The organism is Flavobacterium microcysteis (assembly GCF_006385255.1).
Classification (GTDB): domain Bacteria; phylum Bacteroidota; class Bacteroidia; order Flavobacteriales; family Flavobacteriaceae; genus Flavobacterium; species Flavobacterium microcysteis.
In genome coordinates this window covers 291417-310338 of record NZ_VFJE01000051.1, presented here as the reverse complement: position 1 = coordinate 310338, position 18922 = coordinate 291417, and the positions used below count along the sequence as shown (strand labels likewise).

Annotated in this window: 18 protein-coding genes and 1 other RNA gene; 8 read left to right on the top strand and 11 right to left on the bottom strand. The window is 36.1% G+C overall.

Translation table 11 applies throughout. The features are described 5' to 3' along the window. From FJA49_RS05500 to FJA49_RS05490, 3 genes are all read left to right on the top strand, one after another. Positions 1-1922: gliding motility-associated C-terminal domain-containing protein (locus FJA49_RS05500; RefSeq protein ID WP_139999676.1), on the top strand; the 1922-nt coding region annotated here is incomplete at its 5' end. 48 nt (positions 1923-1970) lie between these two features. Further along, entirely contained in the window at positions 1971-2882 is a 912-nt protein-coding gene (locus FJA49_RS05495) for a PorP/SprF family type IX secretion system membrane protein (RefSeq protein ID WP_139999674.1), read from the top strand. A gap of 12 nt (positions 2883-2894) precedes the next feature. Then, entirely contained in the window at positions 2895-4838 is a 1944-nt protein-coding gene (locus FJA49_RS05490) for an OmpA family protein (RefSeq protein ID WP_139999672.1), read from the top strand. Positions 4839-5188: 350 nt separating this feature from the next. Here the strand turns inward: FJA49_RS05490 and FJA49_RS05485 are convergent, their stop codons facing one another. From FJA49_RS05485 to pyrR, 6 genes are all read right to left on the bottom strand, one after another. Continuing rightward, the gene (locus tag FJA49_RS05485) at positions 5189-5695 is read right to left on the bottom strand and encodes a CAP domain-containing protein (RefSeq protein WP_139999670.1); all 507 of its coding nucleotides are present in this window, start codon (positions 5693-5695) and stop codon (positions 5189-5191) included. A gap of 185 nt (positions 5696-5880) precedes the next feature. After that, positions 5881-6522 (bottom strand): pyridoxamine 5'-phosphate oxidase, encoded by a 642-nt coding sequence (gene pdxH / locus FJA49_RS05480; RefSeq protein ID WP_139999668.1) that lies wholly within the window; start codon positions 6520-6522, stop codon positions 5881-5883. A gap of 397 nt (positions 6523-6919) precedes the next feature. Next, positions 6920-7825, bottom strand: a complete 906-nt coding sequence (locus tag FJA49_RS05475) for a ribonuclease Z (RefSeq protein ID WP_139999666.1) — start codon at positions 7823-7825, stop codon at positions 6920-6922. A 57-nt stretch (positions 7826-7882) separates the two neighbouring features. Continuing rightward, the gene (locus tag FJA49_RS05470; RefSeq protein WP_139999664.1) at positions 7883-8215 is read right to left on the bottom strand and encodes a ribonuclease Z; all 333 of its coding nucleotides are present in this window, start codon (positions 8213-8215) and stop codon (positions 7883-7885) included. Positions 8216-8284: 69 nt separating this feature from the next. Further along, complete coding sequence (locus FJA49_RS05465) at positions 8285-9214, bottom strand: aspartate carbamoyltransferase catalytic subunit (protein WP_139999662.1); 930 nt, start codon at positions 9212-9214, stop codon at positions 8285-8287. 35 nt (positions 9215-9249) lie between these two features. Continuing rightward, positions 9250-9789 carry a bifunctional pyr operon transcriptional regulator/uracil phosphoribosyltransferase PyrR gene (pyrR, locus tag FJA49_RS05460; protein WP_056066660.1) on the bottom strand — a complete coding sequence of 180 codons (540 nt, stop codon included), beginning with the start codon at positions 9787-9789 and terminating at the stop codon, positions 9250-9252. 457 nt (positions 9790-10246) lie between these two features. Here pyrR and FJA49_RS18485 point away from each other — a divergent pair, with 457 nt between their 5' ends. Then, a complete protein-coding gene (locus FJA49_RS18485) occupies positions 10247-10411 on the top strand; it encodes a hypothetical protein (RefSeq protein ID WP_199758355.1) in 165 nt (54 codons plus the stop codon). 86 nt (positions 10412-10497) lie between these two features. Here the strand turns inward: FJA49_RS18485 and FJA49_RS05455 are convergent, their stop codons facing one another. Then, positions 10498-12114 (bottom strand): ABC-F family ATP-binding cassette domain-containing protein, encoded by a 1617-nt coding sequence (locus tag FJA49_RS05455; RefSeq protein WP_139999659.1) that lies wholly within the window; start codon positions 12112-12114, stop codon positions 10498-10500. A 216-nt stretch (positions 12115-12330) separates the two neighbouring features. On the opposite strand from FJA49_RS05455, the gene FJA49_RS05450 reads away from it, so the two are divergent. Continuing rightward, positions 12331-13740, top strand: coding sequence for a TlpA family protein disulfide reductase (locus FJA49_RS05450; protein ID WP_139999657.1), 1410 nt, complete (start codon positions 12331-12333; stop codon positions 13738-13740). Between the two features lie 144 nt (positions 13741-13884). On the opposite strand, the gene fsa is transcribed toward FJA49_RS05450, so the two are convergent. The 3 genes from fsa to ffs all read right to left on the bottom strand — a co-directional run bounded on the left by fsa (position 13885) and on the right by ffs (position 15640). After that, positions 13885-14541 (bottom strand): fructose-6-phosphate aldolase, encoded by a 657-nt coding sequence (fsa, locus tag FJA49_RS05445; RefSeq protein WP_139999655.1) that lies wholly within the window; start codon positions 14539-14541, stop codon positions 13885-13887. 69 nt (positions 14542-14610) lie between these two features. Beyond that, complete coding sequence (locus FJA49_RS05440) at positions 14611-15414, bottom strand: SDR family oxidoreductase (RefSeq protein ID WP_139999653.1); 804 nt, start codon at positions 15412-15414, stop codon at positions 14611-14613. Positions 15415-15541: 127 nt separating this feature from the next. Further along, positions 15542-15640, bottom strand: an RNA gene (ffs, locus tag FJA49_RS05435) — signal recognition particle sRNA small type. Positions 15641-15729: 89 nt separating this feature from the next. Here ffs and FJA49_RS05430 point away from each other — a divergent pair. Genes FJA49_RS05430 through FJA49_RS05420 form a run of 3 tightly spaced genes read left to right on the top strand, consistent with a single transcriptional unit; the run spans position 15730 to position 18198 of the window. Further along, a complete protein-coding gene (locus FJA49_RS05430) occupies positions 15730-16791 on the top strand; it encodes a glutaminyl-peptide cyclotransferase (RefSeq protein WP_139999651.1) in 1062 nt (353 codons plus the stop codon). A gap of 6 nt (positions 16792-16797) precedes the next feature. Next, positions 16798-17487: a carboxypeptidase-like regulatory domain-containing protein gene (locus tag FJA49_RS05425; protein WP_139999649.1), complete on the top strand. Its 690-nt coding sequence runs from the start codon at positions 16798-16800 to the stop codon at positions 17485-17487. Between the two features lie 12 nt (positions 17488-17499). Further along, positions 17500-18198, top strand: a complete 699-nt coding sequence (locus FJA49_RS05420; RefSeq protein WP_139999647.1) for a carboxypeptidase-like regulatory domain-containing protein — start codon at positions 17500-17502, stop codon at positions 18196-18198. Positions 18199-18243: 45 nt separating this feature from the next. Here the strand turns inward: FJA49_RS05420 and FJA49_RS05415 are convergent, their stop codons facing one another. Then, the gene (locus tag FJA49_RS05415; RefSeq protein ID WP_139999645.1) at positions 18244-18882 is read right to left on the bottom strand and encodes a hypothetical protein; all 639 of its coding nucleotides are present in this window, start codon (positions 18880-18882) and stop codon (positions 18244-18246) included. Positions 18883-18922: the final 40 nt, after the last annotated feature.

The window sequence follows — 18922 nt, the reverse complement described above, 5'->3', positions numbered from 1 at the left end:
TTACTGCAACCGATGCTTGCGGAACTGCGACTGTAACTTTTGCAGAGACTAGAACTGACGGTGCTTGTGCCGGAAGCTATACCCTTACAAGAAAATGGACGGCTACTGACCTTTGCGGTAACATTGCCGAGCACACTCAAGTGGTTAATGTGACCGATACTCAGGCTCCTGTATTCGCAGGAACATTGCCTGCTGCCGAACTGGCTGCGTCTTGCGACAATATCCCGGCTGCGGCTACGCTTACTGCAACTGATGCTTGTGGATCTGCGACTGTAACATTCGCCGAGACTAGAACTGACGGTGCTTGTGCCGGAAACTATACGCTTACAAGAAAATGGACTGCGGCTGACCTTTGTGGTAATACTACAGAACATATACAGACAATTACAGTGACTGATACACAGGCTCCTGCGTTCGATGGAACATTGCCTGTTGCTGAACTGGCTGCATCTTGCGATAACATACCGGTTGCGGCTACGCTTACTGCAACTGACGCTTGTGGAACTGCTACAGTGACATTAGTTGAAACTAGAACTGACGGTGCTTGTGCTGGAAGCTACACGCTTACAAGAAAATGGACTGCGGCTGACCTTTGCGGTAACACTGTCGAGCATACTCAAGTAGTGACTGTAACCGATACTCAGGCTCCTGCGTTCGATGGAACATTGCCTGCTGCCGAAGTGGCTGCGTCTTGTGACAATATCCCGGCTGCGGCTACGCTTACTGCAACTGACGCTTGTGGAAGTGCAACTGTAACATTCGCTGAGACAAGAACTGAAGGTACTTGCGGTGGAAGCTATACGCTAACAAGAAAATGGACGGCTACTGACCTTTGCGGAAACACTGTAGACCATACACAAGTAGTGACTGTAACTGACAACCAAGGTCCTACATTCGTAGAAACTGTACCTACAGATGTTACTGTAGCTTGTGGAGCTGTTCCAGCAGCAGTAACGTTAACAGCTACCGATAACTGTAGTCTGGCAACTGTTACAATGCTTGAAACTATTGAAAATGGTGCTTGTGCTGGAGATAAGATTATCACAAGAACATGGACAGCAGTTGATTTATGCGGTAATATAACTTCTGCGACTCAGATAATAACTGTTGAAGATAATACAGCTCCAACTTTGATTACACCACTTGAAACAACGATAAATGTTGTATGTAGTGAGGTACCAGAAGCACCAGCTTTAGAATTTACAGACTCTTGTTCTTCAGTAGAAAATGTTATATTTGATGAACAGATTGAAAATCAGACAGCAACAGGTTATACAATCATCAGATCTTGGTCTGCGACTGACAGCTGTGGAAATTCAAATGTAGTTACGCAAACAATAAATGTTACGATATCAAATCCAACAGAAACGATTGCCAGCGAACTATGTATTCAAGATCTTTCAATCGATTTGTTTACATTACTTGACAATTCTATAGAAAGAACTGGAACATGGATTGATACTAATAATTCCCGAGGGCTACTAGGAAGTATATTTAATCCTGCTAATGTTGTTCTTGGAGATTATATATTAAGCTATGTGATAGCAGACGGCGATTGTCCTAGAACAATTCAAATTAATATGAATGTAAATGACGACTGTATCGTTTTGGCACCATGTGAAGTCATTGTTCACAACGCTATGACACCAAACGGTGATGGTCTAAACGAGTTCTTTAAAATTGAAGGTCTTGATTGTTATCCAAACAACAGTGTAGAAATTTATAATCGTTGGGGAGTTTTAGTATTTGACGCTCAAGGTTACGACAACAACACTAAAGTATTTAGAGGTGTATCTGAAGGTCGTGCCACAGTAAAAAAATCAGAAGAATTACCTGATGGAACTTACTACTACGTACTGAAATATGTCGATGCTGAAGGAAAATCTAGAGAAAAAGCAAGTTATCTATATATTAATAGATAGAGTCAAACTTCCAGGGATGCAAATCCCTGGAACTAAACAAACAAATAAATGAAAACAAAATTTTTATTTTTCGCTTTACTGTTGACAAGTTTTGCAGGTTTTGCGCAACAAGACGCTCAATACACGCAATATATGTACAACACTATTAATATAAATCCGGCCTATGCTGGCTCCAGAGGCGTGATGAGTATTTTCGGCCTTCATAGAACGCAATGGGTTGGTTTGGATGGAGCTCCTGTAACCAATGCAGTTTCTTTAAACACGCCTATCAATAATAGTAAAATAGGTGTTGGACTTTCTTTTGTCAATGACAGAATTGGGCCAACAGACGAAAATACTATTTCAGCAGATATATCTTATACTGTTCAGACATCTGAAACCTATAATCTTTCATTTGGTATTAAGGGAACAGCAAATCTTTTTAGCCTGGATGTAAACAAGCTAAATCCTGCTGATGCCGGCGATCCGCATCTACAAAATTTCAATAGCAATTTTACACCTAATGTTGGAGCTGGAGTTTATTTCCATTCTGACAAATTATATGTAGGTCTTTCGGTTCCTAACTTCTTTCAAACTACCCGTTACGAAGACAACTCTGTTTCGGTTTATAAAGAAAGAATGAACTTTTATTTCATTGGAGGTTATGTATTTGATTTGAGCCCTAGCATTAAATTTAAGCCTGCTTTCCTTATGAAAACCATTGAAGGCGCTCCCCTACAGCTTGATGTATCTGGTAATTTCTTGTTCAACGATAAATTCACTATTGGTGCAGCTTGGAGATGGGATGCTGCGGTAAGTGCTATGGCTGGTTTCCAAGTTACAGATGGATTATTTGTAGGCTATGGATATGACTTAGAAACTACAAAATTATCCAATTATAACTCTGGCTCGCACGAAATATTCCTTCGATTTGAGCTTTTCAACAAATTCAACAAAGTAACTTCACCTAGGTTCTTCTAATACCGTGTAATCATGAAAATCAAATTTATATACCTCGCATTTTTGAGCGCTATCTGCTTCAACGGATATTCGCAAAAATCGGCTGTGGCATCTGCAGATAAGAAGTATGAGAAATATGCTTACATTGATGCTATAAAAACCTATGAGCGTGTTGCTGAAAAAGGATACAAGTCACAAGACATGCTTGAAAAGCTTGGAAACTCCTATTATTTCAATGCGGATTTGGAAAATGCTGCCAAATGGTATGGTGAACTTTTTGCCATGACGCAAGATGTAGAGCCTGAATATTTTTACCGCTATTCTCAATCTTTAAAAGGAATTGGAGAATATGATAAAGCTAACGAAATGCTTCAGAAGTTTAATCAGAAATCAAGTACTGATTCTCGTGGAAAACTATATGAGCAAAAAAAGAATTATCTGGAAGAAATCAAGAAAAATTCTGGCAGGTATAAAATCGAAAATGCCGGAATAAATTCTGAGTATTCTGATTATGGAAGTGCTTTTTTTGGAGATAAAGTGGTTTTTGCATCAGCACGTGATACCGGAAACTTTTCAAAAAGACAACATGCCTGGACGAATATGTATTTTACTAATATGTATGTTTCTGACTTAAGTGCCGAAGGCGCACTTTCTGCTCCACAAAAATTTGCAAAAAGCCTGAATACCAAATTTCACGAAGCTACTCCTGCTTTTTCTAAAGATGGAAAGACTATGTTTTTTACCCGAAATAATTACAACGACGGGAAAAAAGGCAAAAGCAGCGACAAAGTAACCTTATTAAAAATTTACAAGGCTACTTTAGAAGGTGACAAATGGACAAACGTTACAGAACTTCCTTTTAACAATAATAATTATAGTGTGGCCCACCCTGCTTTGAGTCCTGATGGAAAAACATTATATTTTGCTTCGGATATGCCGGGAACTTTAGGACAATCTGATATTTTTAAAGTAAGTATCAATGCCGATGGAAGTTTTGGTACTCCTGAAAATCTGGGAACTCAAATCAACACGCCAGGAAGAGAATCTTTTCCATTCGTATCTGACGAGAATGAATTGTATTTTGCTTCTGACGGTCAACTTGGACTTGGCGGTTTTGATATTTTCGTTTCAAAAATGGGAAATGACGGTAGCTTCAAAGAAGTTAAGAACCTTGGAGAACCTGCCAATAGCAAAAAAGATGATTTTGGATATATCATTAACTCCAAAACAAGAATAGGCTTTCTAAGCTCTAACAGAGATGGCGGAAGTGGTAATGATGACATCTATAAGTTTGTCGAAACCCAAAGACTTGAATTTGCTTGTGAACAGCTTCTGGCAGGAATTATAACCGATATGGAAACCGGAGCTATACTTCCAAATACTAAAGTGACCTTATTTGATGAAAAGTTCAACAAATTAAAAGAAGTCACATCTGATGCTTCAGGAAAATATTCTTTTGAAGATGTACAATGTGGCAAATCATATTATGTAAGAGCCGAGAAACAAGAATACGTAACTAAGGAATCAAAAGTAACTTTACCAAAAGAAAGTGGAGAAACCGACTTACCTATTGCTTTAGAAAAAGCAGTTAAGAAAGTTAAAGTTGGTGATGACCTTGCAAAAGCATTTGGTATCAAGATTATTTATTTTGACTTGGATAAATGGAATATCCGTCCGGATGCAGCTACTGATTTAGCTAAAATCGTTGACGTAATGAAAGAATATCCAACGATGAAGGTTGATGTAAGATCGCATACAGATAGCCGTCAGACACACCAATATAATGAAAGACTATCCGATCGCAGAGCAAAATCAACTATTGCCTGGATGGTTGGCGATGGAATACAGGCATCACGATTAACCGGAAAAGGTTATGGCGAAACACAATTGGTAAACAAATGTTCTGATGGAGTTCCATGTTCTGAAGAAGAACACCAATTAAACAGAAGAAGTGAATTTATAATCACTGAATTATAAAATATCAAAATACTATAAAAAGCAAAAGCATCCTGGACTAGCAGGATGCTTTTTTTGTTATTCGACCCATTGTAATATATTTAAAATATATCCCCATACAATAGTTTTCACAGAGTCCTTTACGAAAGAATAATCAGAACAAAAGAACAATCTTAAATGAATGTATTTTAAAAAAAATAATCCACGAAAATTAAACCCCATCTAATATTAATTATCTAAAAAATAATTCCTGTCATATTATTGCAGTCAGTAAAAATGGAAAGGTGAACGTTAAATAACAATCTTTTGGACAGTCTCAAAAAAAAGACTGCAATACAAACTGCAGTCTTATAATACTGAGTCTTATCTGCTTATTTTTTTATAAACATATTTGTATAATACTTTCGTCCTGTTTCTGGGCTGATACGAACTGAGATTCCAAAATGAGTAAAATCTCCTTCGATGTTTGCCTTGTGACTAGGACTTTCAAGCCAGGCTTGTAATGCGGCCTGAGGTGTATTGAAGCTATAAGCCACATTTTCATTGACTTTAACTGCTCCAAGTACTTGCACCAGGTTTTGTGATCTTTCTTCAAAGTAGGCATGATTGACAACATTGTTTTCGATCATGTACTCGTTGTGCTCTTCGGATTTGTAAGAAATGTGATTGATCGGTTGTAAAACCGGTAAATTGATCGATTGTCTGTGTTCGTTGATAATACGCATCAATTCTAATTCTGTGGGATTGTAGTCGTAGTTCTCGACTAAAGCCGAATTTCCGTTTGGAAGGTTACCCTCATCAGATGAATCTGAAGAACAGGATAACATTGTGAACAAGAATGCCATAGGCATTAATGTTCTTAGCATTATTGCTTTCATAGGTTAAGTGTTTTGGTTCATAATTCAAAAAAGCCTTGGGTAAACTTTTCCAAATTGTTCCGTAAGATTAATGATGGGGCACGTCTCTTACTTAACGAGTCAATATTACAAAAACATCGTTTAACTGCAAAATAAAATCGATGAAATGCATCTTTTTATATCTTTCATGCTATTATTCCTATAAATCATGAGGAAAGCCTATCTTTTTTCCATGTGTTTTCACGGTATTGGAAGCGAATTCGATCATGAAGCCTGTTAGGTCTTCCCTGCCAAAATTCAATTTCATAAGGCTTGACTAGATAACCTCCCCAATAGTCAGGGCGATTAATTACTTTTCCTATAAATTCTTCTTCCAAATCCTTTACTTTATCTTCAAGGACTTCCCTATTTGATATGATTTCACTTTGGTGTGAAGCAAGCGCTCCTAATTGGCTACCAAATGGCCTGGATTGGAAATAAGCATCAGAAACTTCATCCGATGTTTTTTCTGCCTTGCCTTTAATGATTACTTGCCTTTCAGCATAGGGCCAAAAGAAGGAAAGGCAGACGTTTGGATTATCAGCTATAGCTTTTCCTTTTTCGGATTCATAATTAGTAAAGAAAATAAATCCTTCCGAAGTCAGCTGTTTTAAGAGAACAATTCTTGATTTCGGGAAACCATCTTTTCCGATAGTAGCAATAGTCATTGCATTAACTTCTTCTGTTCCGCCTATAGCTTCGGCTTCCTGAAACCACAGTCCAAATAATTCAAAAGGATTATCTGGTATAGCAGTTTCAATCAATTCGCTCTTTTCGTATGATTTTCTGTAATCGCTTAAATCTTTCATAGCTTGGTTAATTGGAGATTTTGAATTACAAAGTTACAAACTTTGTGAAGTGAGGATATGATATTTGTCAGTTGTTTTTTGAGTGGCTAAGTGGCTAAGGTACTAAGGTACTAAGGTTTTGAGGTTTTGAGGTTTTGAGGTTTTGAGTAAATAAGGAAAAAATACTAAGGTTCTGAGGAAATAAGTTTTTTTGAGGTTCAAAATTTAATCCTAGTTAATAAACTAACCTTAGCTGCTTAGGATCTTAAAATCTTTTTAAAAAGAAAACACATTATCTTAGTTACTTAGCGACTTCAAAAGAAAGTCTTAGCACCTTAGCCGCTTAGAACCTTAGTACCTCAAAAAGAAAACACATTATCTTAGTTACTTAGCGACTTTAAAAGAAAGCCTTAGTACCTCAAAAAGAAAAACTCTCTCCGTCATCTCCCAAAAAGACATTGGGAAAAATAGTTTCAGCTTCGTCCTTAAATTTCTGAATCGATTCATATCGTGTAGAGTAATGTCCCAATACCAGATTTTTGGCATTTGCTTTAAGGGCAATTCGGGCAGCTTCTTTAGCTGTAGAATGCATGGTTTTTTCAGCCAGTATGGCTTCCGATTCTAAAAAGGTAGATTCATGGTAAAGAACATCTACATTTTCAATCAGCGGCAGTATATCTTCGTTATACAACGTATCCGAACAAAAGGCATAGCTCTTTGGAGTATCCGGATCAAAAGTCAATTCGGTATTTGGAATAACACGGCCGTCTTCTAAAGTAATATCGCCGCCGTATTTGATTTTCTTATAATATACTTGATCAATTTCATATTGCTGTACCGCATCGATATTGAGCTTTCTTTCGTTGAATTTTTCCAGAAATAAATAGCCATTGGTATATATTCTGTGTTTTAGAGGAATTGTCTTTACAATAACCTTTTCATCTTCAAAAACGGTTTCGGATTCGGTCGATTCCAGTTCGTGGAAATAAAGATTATAGTTGGTCCATGAATTAGAAAGCTTCAGTTGTAGTGTAATAATCTCTTTTATTCCTTTCGGCCCATAAATATGAAGATCATCAACCCTATTCAAAAGCATATAAGTAGATACCAGGCCAACAAGTCCGTAAACATGGTCGCCATGAAGGTGGGAAATAAAAATATGATTTATTTTAGAAAACTTGATCTTGTTTTTCCGTAGCTGAACCTGCGTTCCTTCGCCACAATCAATCAGAAACATCCGGTCTCTTATTTCCAAAACCTGCGATGTAGGATTTGTAATAGTTCTGGGTGTAGCGGCATAACAGCCAAGAATGGTCAGCTTCATTTTTTACTCTTAAATCAAAAATCCTAAATCAGAAATCCCAAATCAAAAATCTTAAATCTAAAACCCTAAATCTCTTTCAATTTCCTCCATCTCAATAATATCATGAGCTTCAAGAATAGTAGGGACAACGATCATTTCGTCTGGAACTTCATTAAAGTCAAAATCATTAACAACAATTACGAATGATTTTTTTGCTTTTCGGTGTTTGTTTGACAAGGACAGGAAAGAAAGTACCTGGTCTAAGCTCACATCTTTATCCGATGAGATATCCAAAATAAGGTTATGGTTTTTGAAACTCCCATATTCATTTGTTACTTTTTCCAGAAAAGAACCTACATTACCTTGAGTATCTCTTATTACTGTTGTATGTCCTTTTTGATCAACTTTCATATTGTCTTATTTTTTTAGAAGTAAAGTTTGCTAAGCCCAAAGTTACAAAGGTTTTTGGCTTTTCTATTCCTATTGCTTAATTTTTGATGCCAGAAGATAAATTACAGCCATACGTATTGCAACACCATTTTCAACCTGATTTAGGATAACCGATTGTTGTGAATCGGCTACATCAGAGGAGATTTCGACACCACGATTGATTGGTCCCGGGTGCATAATTACGATTTCCTTATTTAGCGAATCTAAAAATGCCTTATCTACTCCGTATTGTTGCGTATATTCTCTTGTTGAAGGAAAGTAATTCACATCCATTCTTTCATTCTGAACTCGAAGCATGTTTGCGACATCACACCATTCAAGGGCTTTTCTAAGGTTTGGTTCAACAGTAACTCCTAAAGATTCGATATATTTTGGAATTAAAGTCTTAGGTCCACAAACCTTAACTTCGGCTCCCTGCATTTTAAGTGCATAGATATTGGAAAGTGCAACTCTCGAATGCAGAATATCTCCTACGATAACGACTTTTTTTCCGGCAACTTCGCCTAGTTTTTCTCTAATCGTAAAGGAATCCAGCAAGCCTTGCGTTGGATGTTCGTGTGCTCCATCACCAGCATTGACAATACTCGCATTTACATTTTGTGAAAGAAAATAAGCTGCTCCGGGATTAGAGTGCCTCATGACAACCATATCAACTTTCATTGAAAGGATATTATTTACAGTATCGATCAGTGTTTCTCCTTTTTTAACAGAAGACTGTGCTGCAGAAAAACTGATAACATCAGCTGAGAGACGTTTTTGTGCCAATTCAAAGGACAATTTGGTCCTGGTACTGTTTTCAAAAAATATGTTGGCTATGGTAATATCTCGAAGCGAAGGAACTTTTTTAATTGGTCGGTTGATTACTTCCTTAAAATGATCGGCTGTTTCAAAAATAAGGTCAATATCTTGTTTGGTGATATATTTTATTCCTAATAAATGATTTACGCTTAATTCGCTCATTTTTATATGTGTTGTTGTGTTGTTATTTATAAGAACTAATTAGTTACCAAGTATACTACATCTTCTCCCTCCTGCTCTTTCCAGCATACTTTTACCTTTTCATTATTTATGGAGTCGACCTGTCTACCTCTATAATCTGGTTGGATTGGCAAATGGCGGCTAAATCGTCTATCAATCAAAACCAGCAGTTCAATTTCTGATGGTCTTCCAAAGGATTGAATGGCTGTCAAAGCAGAACGAATACTCCTTCCGGTATATAATACATCATCAATAAAAATGACTTTCTTATTTTCTACCAAAAAGTTGATCTGTGTTTTATTGGCTTCGAGAGGTTTTTCTGTCCTACGGAAATCATCTCTAAAAAAAGTAATGTCCAGATAGCCTAAAGCGACATCCTGTACTTTGTATTCTTTTAAAAGCAATTCCTTCAGGCGTTCTGCCAAAAAGGTTCCGCGAGGCTGGATTCCTACAAGAATCGTATCTGAAAAATCAAGATGCTTTTCAATTAACTGACAGGCCAAACGATGCAGAATGATATTGACTTCTTTTGAAGTAAGCAATATTTTTTGACTCATAATGAAGTGTTGTGTTTGGTTTGTAAAAGTAGGCAAAATTTACTTTCAAGTAAAATAAAAATACAGTTTTACCCTAACCTGCTTCTATACTAAAACGAGATACCTATCTGAAAGTTTATACCAAATGAAAGCAAACTCAAAAAAGCTCACTTTCAAACAACTCTCTCTTTTACAGCATAAAACAAAACTTAGTATCTCAGAACCTTAGCAACTTAGCCTCTTTTTTTACTAAATTTTTATTCTGCCACAGATTTAAAACCAAATAAAAGCAAACTCAAAAAAGCTCATTTTCAATAACTCTCTCTTTATCAAACAAAAATACTCAACCTTAGCACCTCAGAACCTTACCAACTTAGCTCCTCTATTAAAATTATATAACCAAAAACATTAATCATGTAATATTTTTCTTTTTAAAAAAAAGACCTTTATAACTATATAAACCAAAACAAAAAAAGCCATGAACAAGTTAGCCAGAATAAATGTACTGCTTTTGATACTTCTTACCTTTTCGAGTTGCGAAGTGGTTGAAGGAATTTTTAACTTAGGCGTTGGCGTCGGCGTTTTTATTGTCGTTGCTATTATCGCTCTAATTATTTTTATCATTAGCAGATTTAAAAAATAAACACCCAACCTAACCAACCATAATTAAAACCAAAAAATCCCGCTACTAGCAAGTAACGGGATTTTTTATTTGTATTATTCTATAATTTAAGAATACATTTTCTTTCTTAGTTCCTGCACCTTTTCATCATCAAGATAATCATCAAAGGTCATGTATCTGTCAATTGCTCCTTTTGGTGTAAGTTCAATAACTCTATTACCTACAGTTTGTGCAAATTCATGATCATGAGTCGTGAAAATAACTGATCCTTTGAAATTTTTCAAGGAGTTGTTGAAAGCTGTAATCGATTCCAAATCCAAGTGGTTTGTAGGTTCGTCAAGCATCAGAACGTTTGCTCTCTGCATCATCATTCTTGAAAGCATACAACGTACTTTTTCTCCTCCAGACAGAACTCGGCTTATTTTTAAAGCTTCTTCACCAGAGAAAATCATTTTCCCTAAGAAACCACGGATATAAACTTCATCGCGTTCTTCTTCTGTTTTTGCCCACTGTCTTAACCAATCAACCAAATTTAGGTCGTTGTCAAAGAACTCATGGTTTTCAACCGGAAGATACGCTTGTGTTGTTGTGATTCCCCAATCAAAAGTTCCGGAATCAGCAGCCTTACTTCCATTCAAAATTTCATAAAAAGCAGTCGTAGCACGTGAATCTTTAGAGAAAAGAACAATTTTGTCGCCTTTAGCCATATTCAGGTCTACACCTGTAAATAGCGTTTCACCATCAACAGAAGCACTTAGGTTTGTGATATTTAAAATCTGGTCACCAGCTTCTCTTTCCTGATCAAAAATAATAGCAGGATAACGACGGCTTGACGGCTTGATTTCAGCAATATTCAATTTACTGATCATTTTTTTACGGGAAGTTGCCTGCTTTGATTTTGCAACGTTGGCACTGAAACGACGGATGAATTCTTCCAATTCCTGTTTCTTTTCTTCCGCTTTCTTATTCTGCTGAGCTCTTTGCTTTGCAGCTAATTGGCTGGACTCATACCAGAATGTATAATTTCCTGAATAATGGTTGATTTTTCCAAAATCAATATCTGAAATATGCGTACAAACCGCATCCAGGAAGTGACGGTCGTGCGATACGACAATCACGGTATTTTCATAATTTGCTAAAAAGTTTTCCAACCATGCAATCGTTTCAAAATCCAGGTCGTTGGTAGGCTCATCCATAATCAGTACATCAGGATTTCCAAAAAGTGCCTGTGCCAAAAGCACACGTACTTTCAGTTTTCCTTCCATATCGGCCATTAATGTATAGTGGCTGTCTTCATTAATTCCTAAGTTAGAAAGCAACGAGGCAGCATCAGAATCAGCATTCCATCCGTTCATTTCTTCAAACTGAACCTGAAGCTCTCCAATTCTTTCTGCATTTTCATCAGTATAGTCTAAATAAAGCGCATCCATTTCTTTTTTAACAGCATAAAGGATTTTATTCCCCATCATCACTGTTTCCAAGACCGTGTGCTCATCAAACATGTTATGGTTCTGGTTCAACACAGACATACGTTTTCCTGGTTCCAAGAAAACATTTCCTGAAGTTGCATCAAAATCTCCTGAAAGTATTTTTAAAAATGTGGATTTTCCAGCACCATTTGCTCCAATGACTCCGTAAATATTACCATCTGTAAAGGTTGTATTTACTTCATCAAACAAAATTCTCTTGCCAAATTGTACTGATAAATTATTTACTGTTAACATGAATATAGTTTTAAAAAAGTTTTGCAAAAGTAGAAAAAATACTGCACTTTTGGCACAAGAACCAGATATAGTTTAAAACATAACCTAAAGTTCCGGTTCAAATAAATCTCTGTTATTTAACGGCATTCTAAATAATTGGCAATATCTATATTTAACTATGCATTAACAGAGAGTTTGGTTGCGTCTGAATATTTTTGTTTATTAGATTCAAATTAAATGCACAATTTAAAAGTTTTCAAAATCGTATCGATTTCTTTCCTTTCATTGTTGTCTCTATGCTCCTGTGAAAAGAAATTCAAAAGCGATAATTTTACTGCTTACTTTGGTGGAGAGGTTTCAAATCCATTAAACCGCTACGTTTTGTTTCTTAAGGACAATAAAGTCATTGACACTATTCCTTTGGACAGAAACAATCGTTTTTTCAAAAAATTTGACTCATTGGCTCCCGGATTGTATACTTTTAAACATGAACCGGAGTACCAATATGTCTATTTTGACAAAAACGACAGTATCATGGTACGCATGAATTCAAGTGATTTTGACGAATCTGTCGTGTTTTGCGGTCGTGGAGAAGAAAAGAACAATTTTCTGATGGAAATGTATCTTAAGAATGAAGAAGATCGGGACAAGATGTTTACCGTGTTTGATTACGACCTCAATAAATTCACAAAATATATCGATTCAGCCTATCACTCCAGAAAAAGCTATTATAATTCAAAAAAAGAATTATTGAAATGGAACGATGATTTTGATATTTATGCCTTAGCTTCTCTTGATTTTCCTTATTACACTAAAAAAGAGATTTATCCGGTAATACACGAAATACGAACCGGAGAAAATGTTTCCGAAAAACTTCCAAAGGATTTTTATCAATATCGTGATGAAATTGATTACAATAATAAGGGACTGACAAATTTCTCGCCTTTTGTAAAGTATCTTACTTATATGCTTAACAATATGGCAATCGAAAAAGCCGACCCTAATGCTTCTCCCGAAGACAAGGCTTTGGAAATGAATATTACCAAATTGAATATTGCCGATACGCTTTTCAAAAATCCTGAAATCAAAAATGCTATTCTAGACAATATTGCTTTTGCCTATCTTTTAGAAGATCAGCATATCCTCAATAATAAAAAATTCCTTGACCGGTATAACGAACTTTCTACGGATAAAGGAAATCAGAACGAAATCACCAAAATAGGTAATGCAATCCAAATGCTGAAAAGCGGAAATCCTTTACCTAATGTAGGTCTGATTGGCCTTGATGGAGAAACAGTAAGCAGTGAAAATATTATTAAAGGAAAAACAGTCATTTTCTTTTGGACCGAAAACGCAAAAGCCCATTTTGAGACAGCACATAAAAAAGCAATGGAATTAAAAGCCAAACATCCTGGCTATAATTTTATCGCCATCAATGTTGATGATAACCAGTCAAAATGGAAAAACAATCTTTCCAAATACAAATTCGAAAAAATCGAAGAATTCCGAGTAAAAGATTTTGAAGAACTAAAACAGAAATGGGTTATCACAAAAATACACCGCGCCATCATTACAAATGCGGACGGGACAATCAACAACGCTTTCGTAAATCTATTCGATGTTAAGTTTGTTGACCACCTGAAATAATGCTCGCAAAGGCGCAGAGTCGCAAAGAGTGCACATATATATACTTATTGGATATATATTTCTCCGATAATCAAATAAAAACTAAATACTACAAACAAAAAATCCCGCTATTAGGCGGGATTTTTTTATATCAAATACTCTGTATTATTTATTTCCTTTTTCGAAATCAGCTATAAATTGAGCCAATCCGATATCTGTTAATGGGTGTTTCAACAAGCCTGTGATAGCAGAAAGTGGTCCTGTCATTACATCTGCACCAATTTTAGCACAGTTAACGATATGCATTGTGTGACGCACTGAAGCAGCCAAAATTTCTGTCTCAAAACCATAATTGTCATAAATCTCACGGATTTCCTGAATCAGGTTCAAACCGTCTGTAGAAACATCATCCAAACGGCCAATAAATGGCGAAACATAAGTAGCTCCAGCTTTTGCAGCCAATAAAGCCTGTCCTGCAGAGAATACCAATGTAACGTTTGTCTTGATTCCTTTATCAGAAAAATATTTTGCAGCCATTACACCTTCTTTGGTCATTGGCAATTTTACTACAATCTGCTCATGCAATTCAGCTAGCTCCTCACCTTCTTTTACCATGCCCTCAAAATCAAGTGCATTTACTTCAGCGCTTACATCTCCTTCTACAAGATTACAAATATCTACATAGTGTTTTAAGATATTGTTCTTTCCTGTGATGCCTTCTTTTGCCATCAATGAAGGATTAGTAGTTACGCCATCCAATACACCAAGTGCTTGTGCTTCTTTAATTTGAGCCAGATTAGCTGTGTCAATAAAAAATTTCATTTGTTATAATTTAATTTGTGTGTTTCTGCTTTAAGGTATTGAGTAAAAACTCAAAATTCGGTTGCAAAATTACAATTTATAATGGTTCATTAGCATTTTTTCATAAACTTTATCCGGCAGTATCCGCTTTAAGACAATAGAAAATTTTTGCATAAAGGCGCCTACTTTATAATGGATCTTCGGATTAGGAGTTGCTATGATTTTTGCAACGGCAATTGCCATCATATCGGGATTACTTCCTGAATCGACATGCTCGTCCATCATTTTAAGTGTATCTCCATAAGGTTTTTCATAGGCAGAACCTTTTATTAAAGGTGCATGAAATCTTCCTGATGCAATATTGGTAGCAAAATCTCCGGGAGCTATGTTGGTAATTTTTATTCCAAAGTTTTTAACTTCCATACGTAGAGCTTCGGTAATCAATTCCAAGGCTCCTTTTGAAGCCGAATAAACGCTCCTGTACGGCAATCCCATATAACCTGCAATAGAAGTAATATTAATGATTAGGCCCGATTTCTGAGAGCGCATTTGCGGCAATACGGCTTTCATGACTTCTATAGGTCCAAAAAAATTGGTTTCGAAATTGTTTTTGATTTCAGATGTTGGGATTTCTTCTAACGGCCCTGTAATTCCTACACCTGCATTATTGATTACTACATCCAATCTTCCTGCTTTTTGTATGACTTCGGAAACAGCGTTTTTAATACTTTCAACATCCCTTACATCAAGTGCTACCAAAGGAAATTTAGAATCCGTAACACGCTCCGGATTACGACTGGTACCAAAAACCGTATAGCCTTTTTGGGTCAGATACTCTCCTATTGATTTTCCGATTCCCGAAGAACCGCCTGTAATTAATATAGTTTTAGACATTTTGACTTCTTAGAAGTTTAGAAATTGAAGCCAAATTTAGTGTTTATTTTTTATCCAAACCCTTTCAGGGTCTAAAACCCTGAAAGGGCTAAAAACAAAAAATCCTCCGCAAAGGGAAGATTAAAAAAAATGGCAAGCGACCTACATCGCACCGCTACAACCGCTTACCCTTGCTGTGTTCCCACCCTGGGGGAGTCTGCAGGAGCTGGTCGTGTAGGACTTGCCGGTGCAAATATACAAACATTTTATATTTTTGCAAGGCCATTGGCGGTTATAAAATAAAGGTTGTATATTGTCATAATCAATTTTAAAACAATGAAAAATCATAAACTATTAGCATTCATTTTATTAGGAACAGTACTTGTATCCTGCAGAGACAATGAAAATGATGAAAAAAATTTATTCAGCATTGATCAAGCTGCCTTAAAAGCGTCATATCAGCCCCAAGAATCACTTTCTTTGGTCATGAAAAACGATAAAAACATGACCATCGATTCGATAGTCTATTCTATAAACGAAAAAAGAGTTGGTGCAGTCAAAGGAAATAACAAGTTCGATTTTCCTTTAGCCGATTCTAAATTGGGTTATCAGCAAATAAAAGCAACCGTATATTATGACGGTCAAAATGTAGAAACGGATGCCCGAATTGAAGTGGTTTCCAATGTGAAGCCAAAATTGCTTTCTTATACTATCGTAAATACCTATCCTCATAATGAAAGTTCGTATACACAGGGATTGGAATTTTATAGAGATACCTTATTTGAAGGAACCGGACAACGTGGTACTTCCAAATTGATAAAAACGGACTATAAAACCGGAGAATCCTACCAAACTGTCAATCTTGAAGGGAGATATTTTGGAGAAGGAATTACAATCTTAAACAACAAGGTATACCAACTAACCTGGCAGGAAAATACAGGTTTTATCTATAATGCAGATAACCTAAAACAAATCAAGACTTTTCAATATTTCAAAAAAATAGAAGGCTGGGGATTGTGTAATGACGGAAAACAGATTTACCAGTCTGACGGAACTGAAAAAATCTGGATATTAGATCCGGAAACCATGAAAGAAATCGATTATATCAATGTATACTCTGAAGGCAGCAAGATAAAAGCTGTTAATGAATTGGAATGGGTTAATGGAAAAATCTACGGAAATGTTTATCAAAAAGACGCTGTAGCTGTCATCAACCCAAAAACTGGTGCTGTTGAAGGCATCATTGACCTGAGAGAGCTAAAAACAAAAGTAAACATGATGGGCCACGATTTGGGTAATGATGTATTGAACGGTTTGGCTTACAATCCTAAAACCAAAACGCTTTTTGTTACCGGAAAAAGATGGAATAAAATGTTTGAAATCAAGGTTTCGGAATAAGCTTGTATGTCCGGCAAAGTCAACATATCCATTCCTAAACCCTGCCATGAAAATTGGTATGGAATGACTGTTGCCGAAAAAGGCCGGTTCTGTAATTCGTGCCAGAAAACAGTATATGATTTCACTCGACTTTCTGACAAACAACTTATTGAAAAAATCAATTCTGAATCCAATATATGTGGCCGTTTTTTGGTATCACAACTCAATAAAGACTTAAGAGTTCCAAAAGAAAAAAGCAGTATTTGGATTGCCGGAATTTCAGGGATATTGAGTTTTTTGAGTTTGGGCAACCAAGAGGCTTATGCTCAGGAAAGTGTTAATACAGAACAGACAGAAGAAAAAAACAATGTTGAAAAAATAATCGACAACTCTTCTTCTGCTAGTGACATAGAAGTTATCGGAACTGTAACAGAACAAAACGGATTGCCTTTACCTGGTGTTTTTGTTTCAATTAGCGGAAAGCCAATTATTGTGCAAACAGATCTTGATGGCAAATTCTCAATTAAAGCTAAAAAAGAAGATTCTTTGAAGTTTAATTATGTTGGCTATAAAACAAAAACCATTATTGTAACTTCTCAAAAAAATGTAGCTATTATTTTAGAAGATTCAGAAATGTATTTAGGTGGTGCAATTATTGAAAAACGAAGAACCTTTTTCGGAAGAGTCTTCCATTCCATAGGTAATCTTTTTAGATAAAAGCAATCATATATGTCCGGCAAAATCAACCTATCAATTCCTAAACCCTGCCATGAAAATTGGCATGGGATGACTGTTACTGAAAAAGGCCGGTTCTGCAATTCGTGCCAGAAAACAGTATATGATTTCACTCGACTTTCTGACAAGCAGCTTATTCAGAAAATCAACTCTGAATCCAATATATGCGGACGTTTTTTGGTATCGCAACTCAATAAGGACTTGAGGTTGCCAAAAGAAAAAAGCAGTATTTGGATAGCAGGGGTTTCAGGAATATTGAGTTTTTTGAGCTTAGGAAACCAAGAGATTTATGCTCAGGAAAATGTAAAGACAGAACAGACAGAAGAAAAAAACAATATTGAAAAAACAATAGACAATTCTTCTGATCCTGATATAGAAATTACAGGTTTTGTATTCGACAACGAAGATAGTTTGAGTTTGCCATTGCCTGGTGTACTTGTATCAATTAACGGAAAACCAATTAATACACAGACAGATTTTGACGGCAAATTTTCAATTAAAGCTAGTAATGGCGATATATTGATATTTCAACTTGTTGGTTATAATCAAACATCTGTTACCGTTGACTCTAAAAAACCGATTATAATCAAATTAGAACCAAACCTGGAAATGACGGCGCTAATTGGTGCAATAGCCCCTCGAAGAACCTTCTTCGGAAGAATCTTCCATTCCATAGGCAATCTTTTCAGATAAAAACAAATAAAAAACCGAGCATGTAGCTCGGTTTTTTATAACTGGTTAAGCCTTCTTTTTCTTTGCAGGCGTTGCAGCGGGAGCTGTACTGGTTGTCTTTCCTTCAACGTACTTCTTATCAGCCGCATTAAACGCAAACGTATTCTGTTGTGTTTTGTTCTTTTGGACAATATCACCATCAGCTGTCAAGGAAAATTCAAAACCTTCTCTCCTCACCTTTTCCTGTGTTTCTGAAGCATTTTTTAGCCTATCAAGAAATACTTTCTCTGTAATATTGGTAGTCGTTTGCTGATTTGAAAACAGTTTTGTCTTTGTTGGGACATCATATACCTCAGAAAACAATACACTGCGAACCTCCGTCTTTAAATCCGTTTTAGTGGTCTGCTCTTCTGTCCAGGTTAGCAAATATAAAGGCGTTCCTTTTGCAGAAAAGGCTTTGAGCGCACAATTCTTAGGTAGGCTATTTTCGTCAACCGTTTTAATTCCTATAGTGTCTTTTTTAGCTTTACCATTGTTGATGAACAAATAAAAGTTTCCTTTCACAATTTCAGCAGTAAGATTATCTGCTTTTGCAAGTGCTGTTGAGGCTGGCTTTGCAGCGGCTTTCTTTTTAGCTCCCTTTTTTTGCCCATAACTGAATGATGCCGTTAACAGAATCAATATTAAAAATAAGGTCTTTTTCATATTTTGTTTTTTAGAAAGCCTAAAATACAAAAAATATAAA

What these genes read in the sequence shown, in the direction of transcription:
- FJA49_RS05495 (WP_139999674.1), top strand. Translation starts at nt 1,971, where the DNA reads ATGAAAACAAAATTTTTATTTTTCGCTTTACTGTTGACAAGTTTTGCA.
- FJA49_RS05490 (WP_139999672.1), top strand. Translation starts at nt 2,895, where the DNA reads ATGAAAATCAAATTTATATACCTCGCATTTTTGAGCGCTATCTGCTTC.
- FJA49_RS05485 (WP_139999670.1), bottom strand. Translation starts at nt 5,695, where the DNA reads ATGAAAGCAATAATGCTAAGAACATTAATGCCTATGGCATTCTTGTTC.
- pdxH (WP_139999668.1), bottom strand. Translation starts at nt 6,522, where the DNA reads ATGAAAGATTTAAGCGATTACAGAAAATCATACGAAAAGAGCGAATTG.
- FJA49_RS05475 (WP_139999666.1), bottom strand. Translation starts at nt 7,825, where the DNA reads ATGAAGCTGACCATTCTTGGCTGTTATGCCGCTACACCCAGAACTATT.
- FJA49_RS05470 (WP_139999664.1), bottom strand. Translation starts at nt 8,215, where the DNA reads ATGAAAGTTGATCAAAAAGGACATACAACAGTAATAAGAGATACTCAA.
- FJA49_RS05465 (WP_139999662.1), bottom strand. Translation starts at nt 9,214, where the DNA reads ATGAGCGAATTAAGCGTAAATCATTTATTAGGAATAAAATATATCACC.
- pyrR (WP_056066660.1), bottom strand. Translation starts at nt 9,789, where the DNA reads ATGAGTCAAAAAATATTGCTTACTTCAAAAGAAGTCAATATCATTCTG.
- FJA49_RS18485 (WP_199758355.1), top strand. Translation starts at nt 10,247, where the DNA reads ATGAACAAGTTAGCCAGAATAAATGTACTGCTTTTGATACTTCTTACC.
- FJA49_RS05455 (WP_139999659.1), bottom strand. Translation starts at nt 12,114, where the DNA reads ATGTTAACAGTAAATAATTTATCAGTACAATTTGGCAAGAGAATTTTG.
- FJA49_RS05450 (WP_139999657.1), top strand. Translation starts at nt 12,331, where the DNA reads ATGCACAATTTAAAAGTTTTCAAAATCGTATCGATTTCTTTCCTTTCA.
- fsa (WP_139999655.1), bottom strand. Translation starts at nt 14,541, where the DNA reads ATGAAATTTTTTATTGACACAGCTAATCTGGCTCAAATTAAAGAAGCA.
- FJA49_RS05440 (WP_139999653.1), bottom strand. Translation starts at nt 15,414, where the DNA reads ATGTCTAAAACTATATTAATTACAGGCGGTTCTTCGGGAATCGGAAAA.
- FJA49_RS05430 (WP_139999651.1), top strand. Translation starts at nt 15,730, where the DNA reads ATGAAAAATCATAAACTATTAGCATTCATTTTATTAGGAACAGTACTT.
- FJA49_RS05425 (WP_139999649.1), top strand. Translation starts at nt 16,798, where the DNA reads ATGTCCGGCAAAGTCAACATATCCATTCCTAAACCCTGCCATGAAAAT.
- FJA49_RS05420 (WP_139999647.1), top strand. Translation starts at nt 17,500, where the DNA reads ATGTCCGGCAAAATCAACCTATCAATTCCTAAACCCTGCCATGAAAAT.
- FJA49_RS05415 (WP_139999645.1), bottom strand. Translation starts at nt 18,882, where the DNA reads ATGAAAAAGACCTTATTTTTAATATTGATTCTGTTAACGGCATCATTC.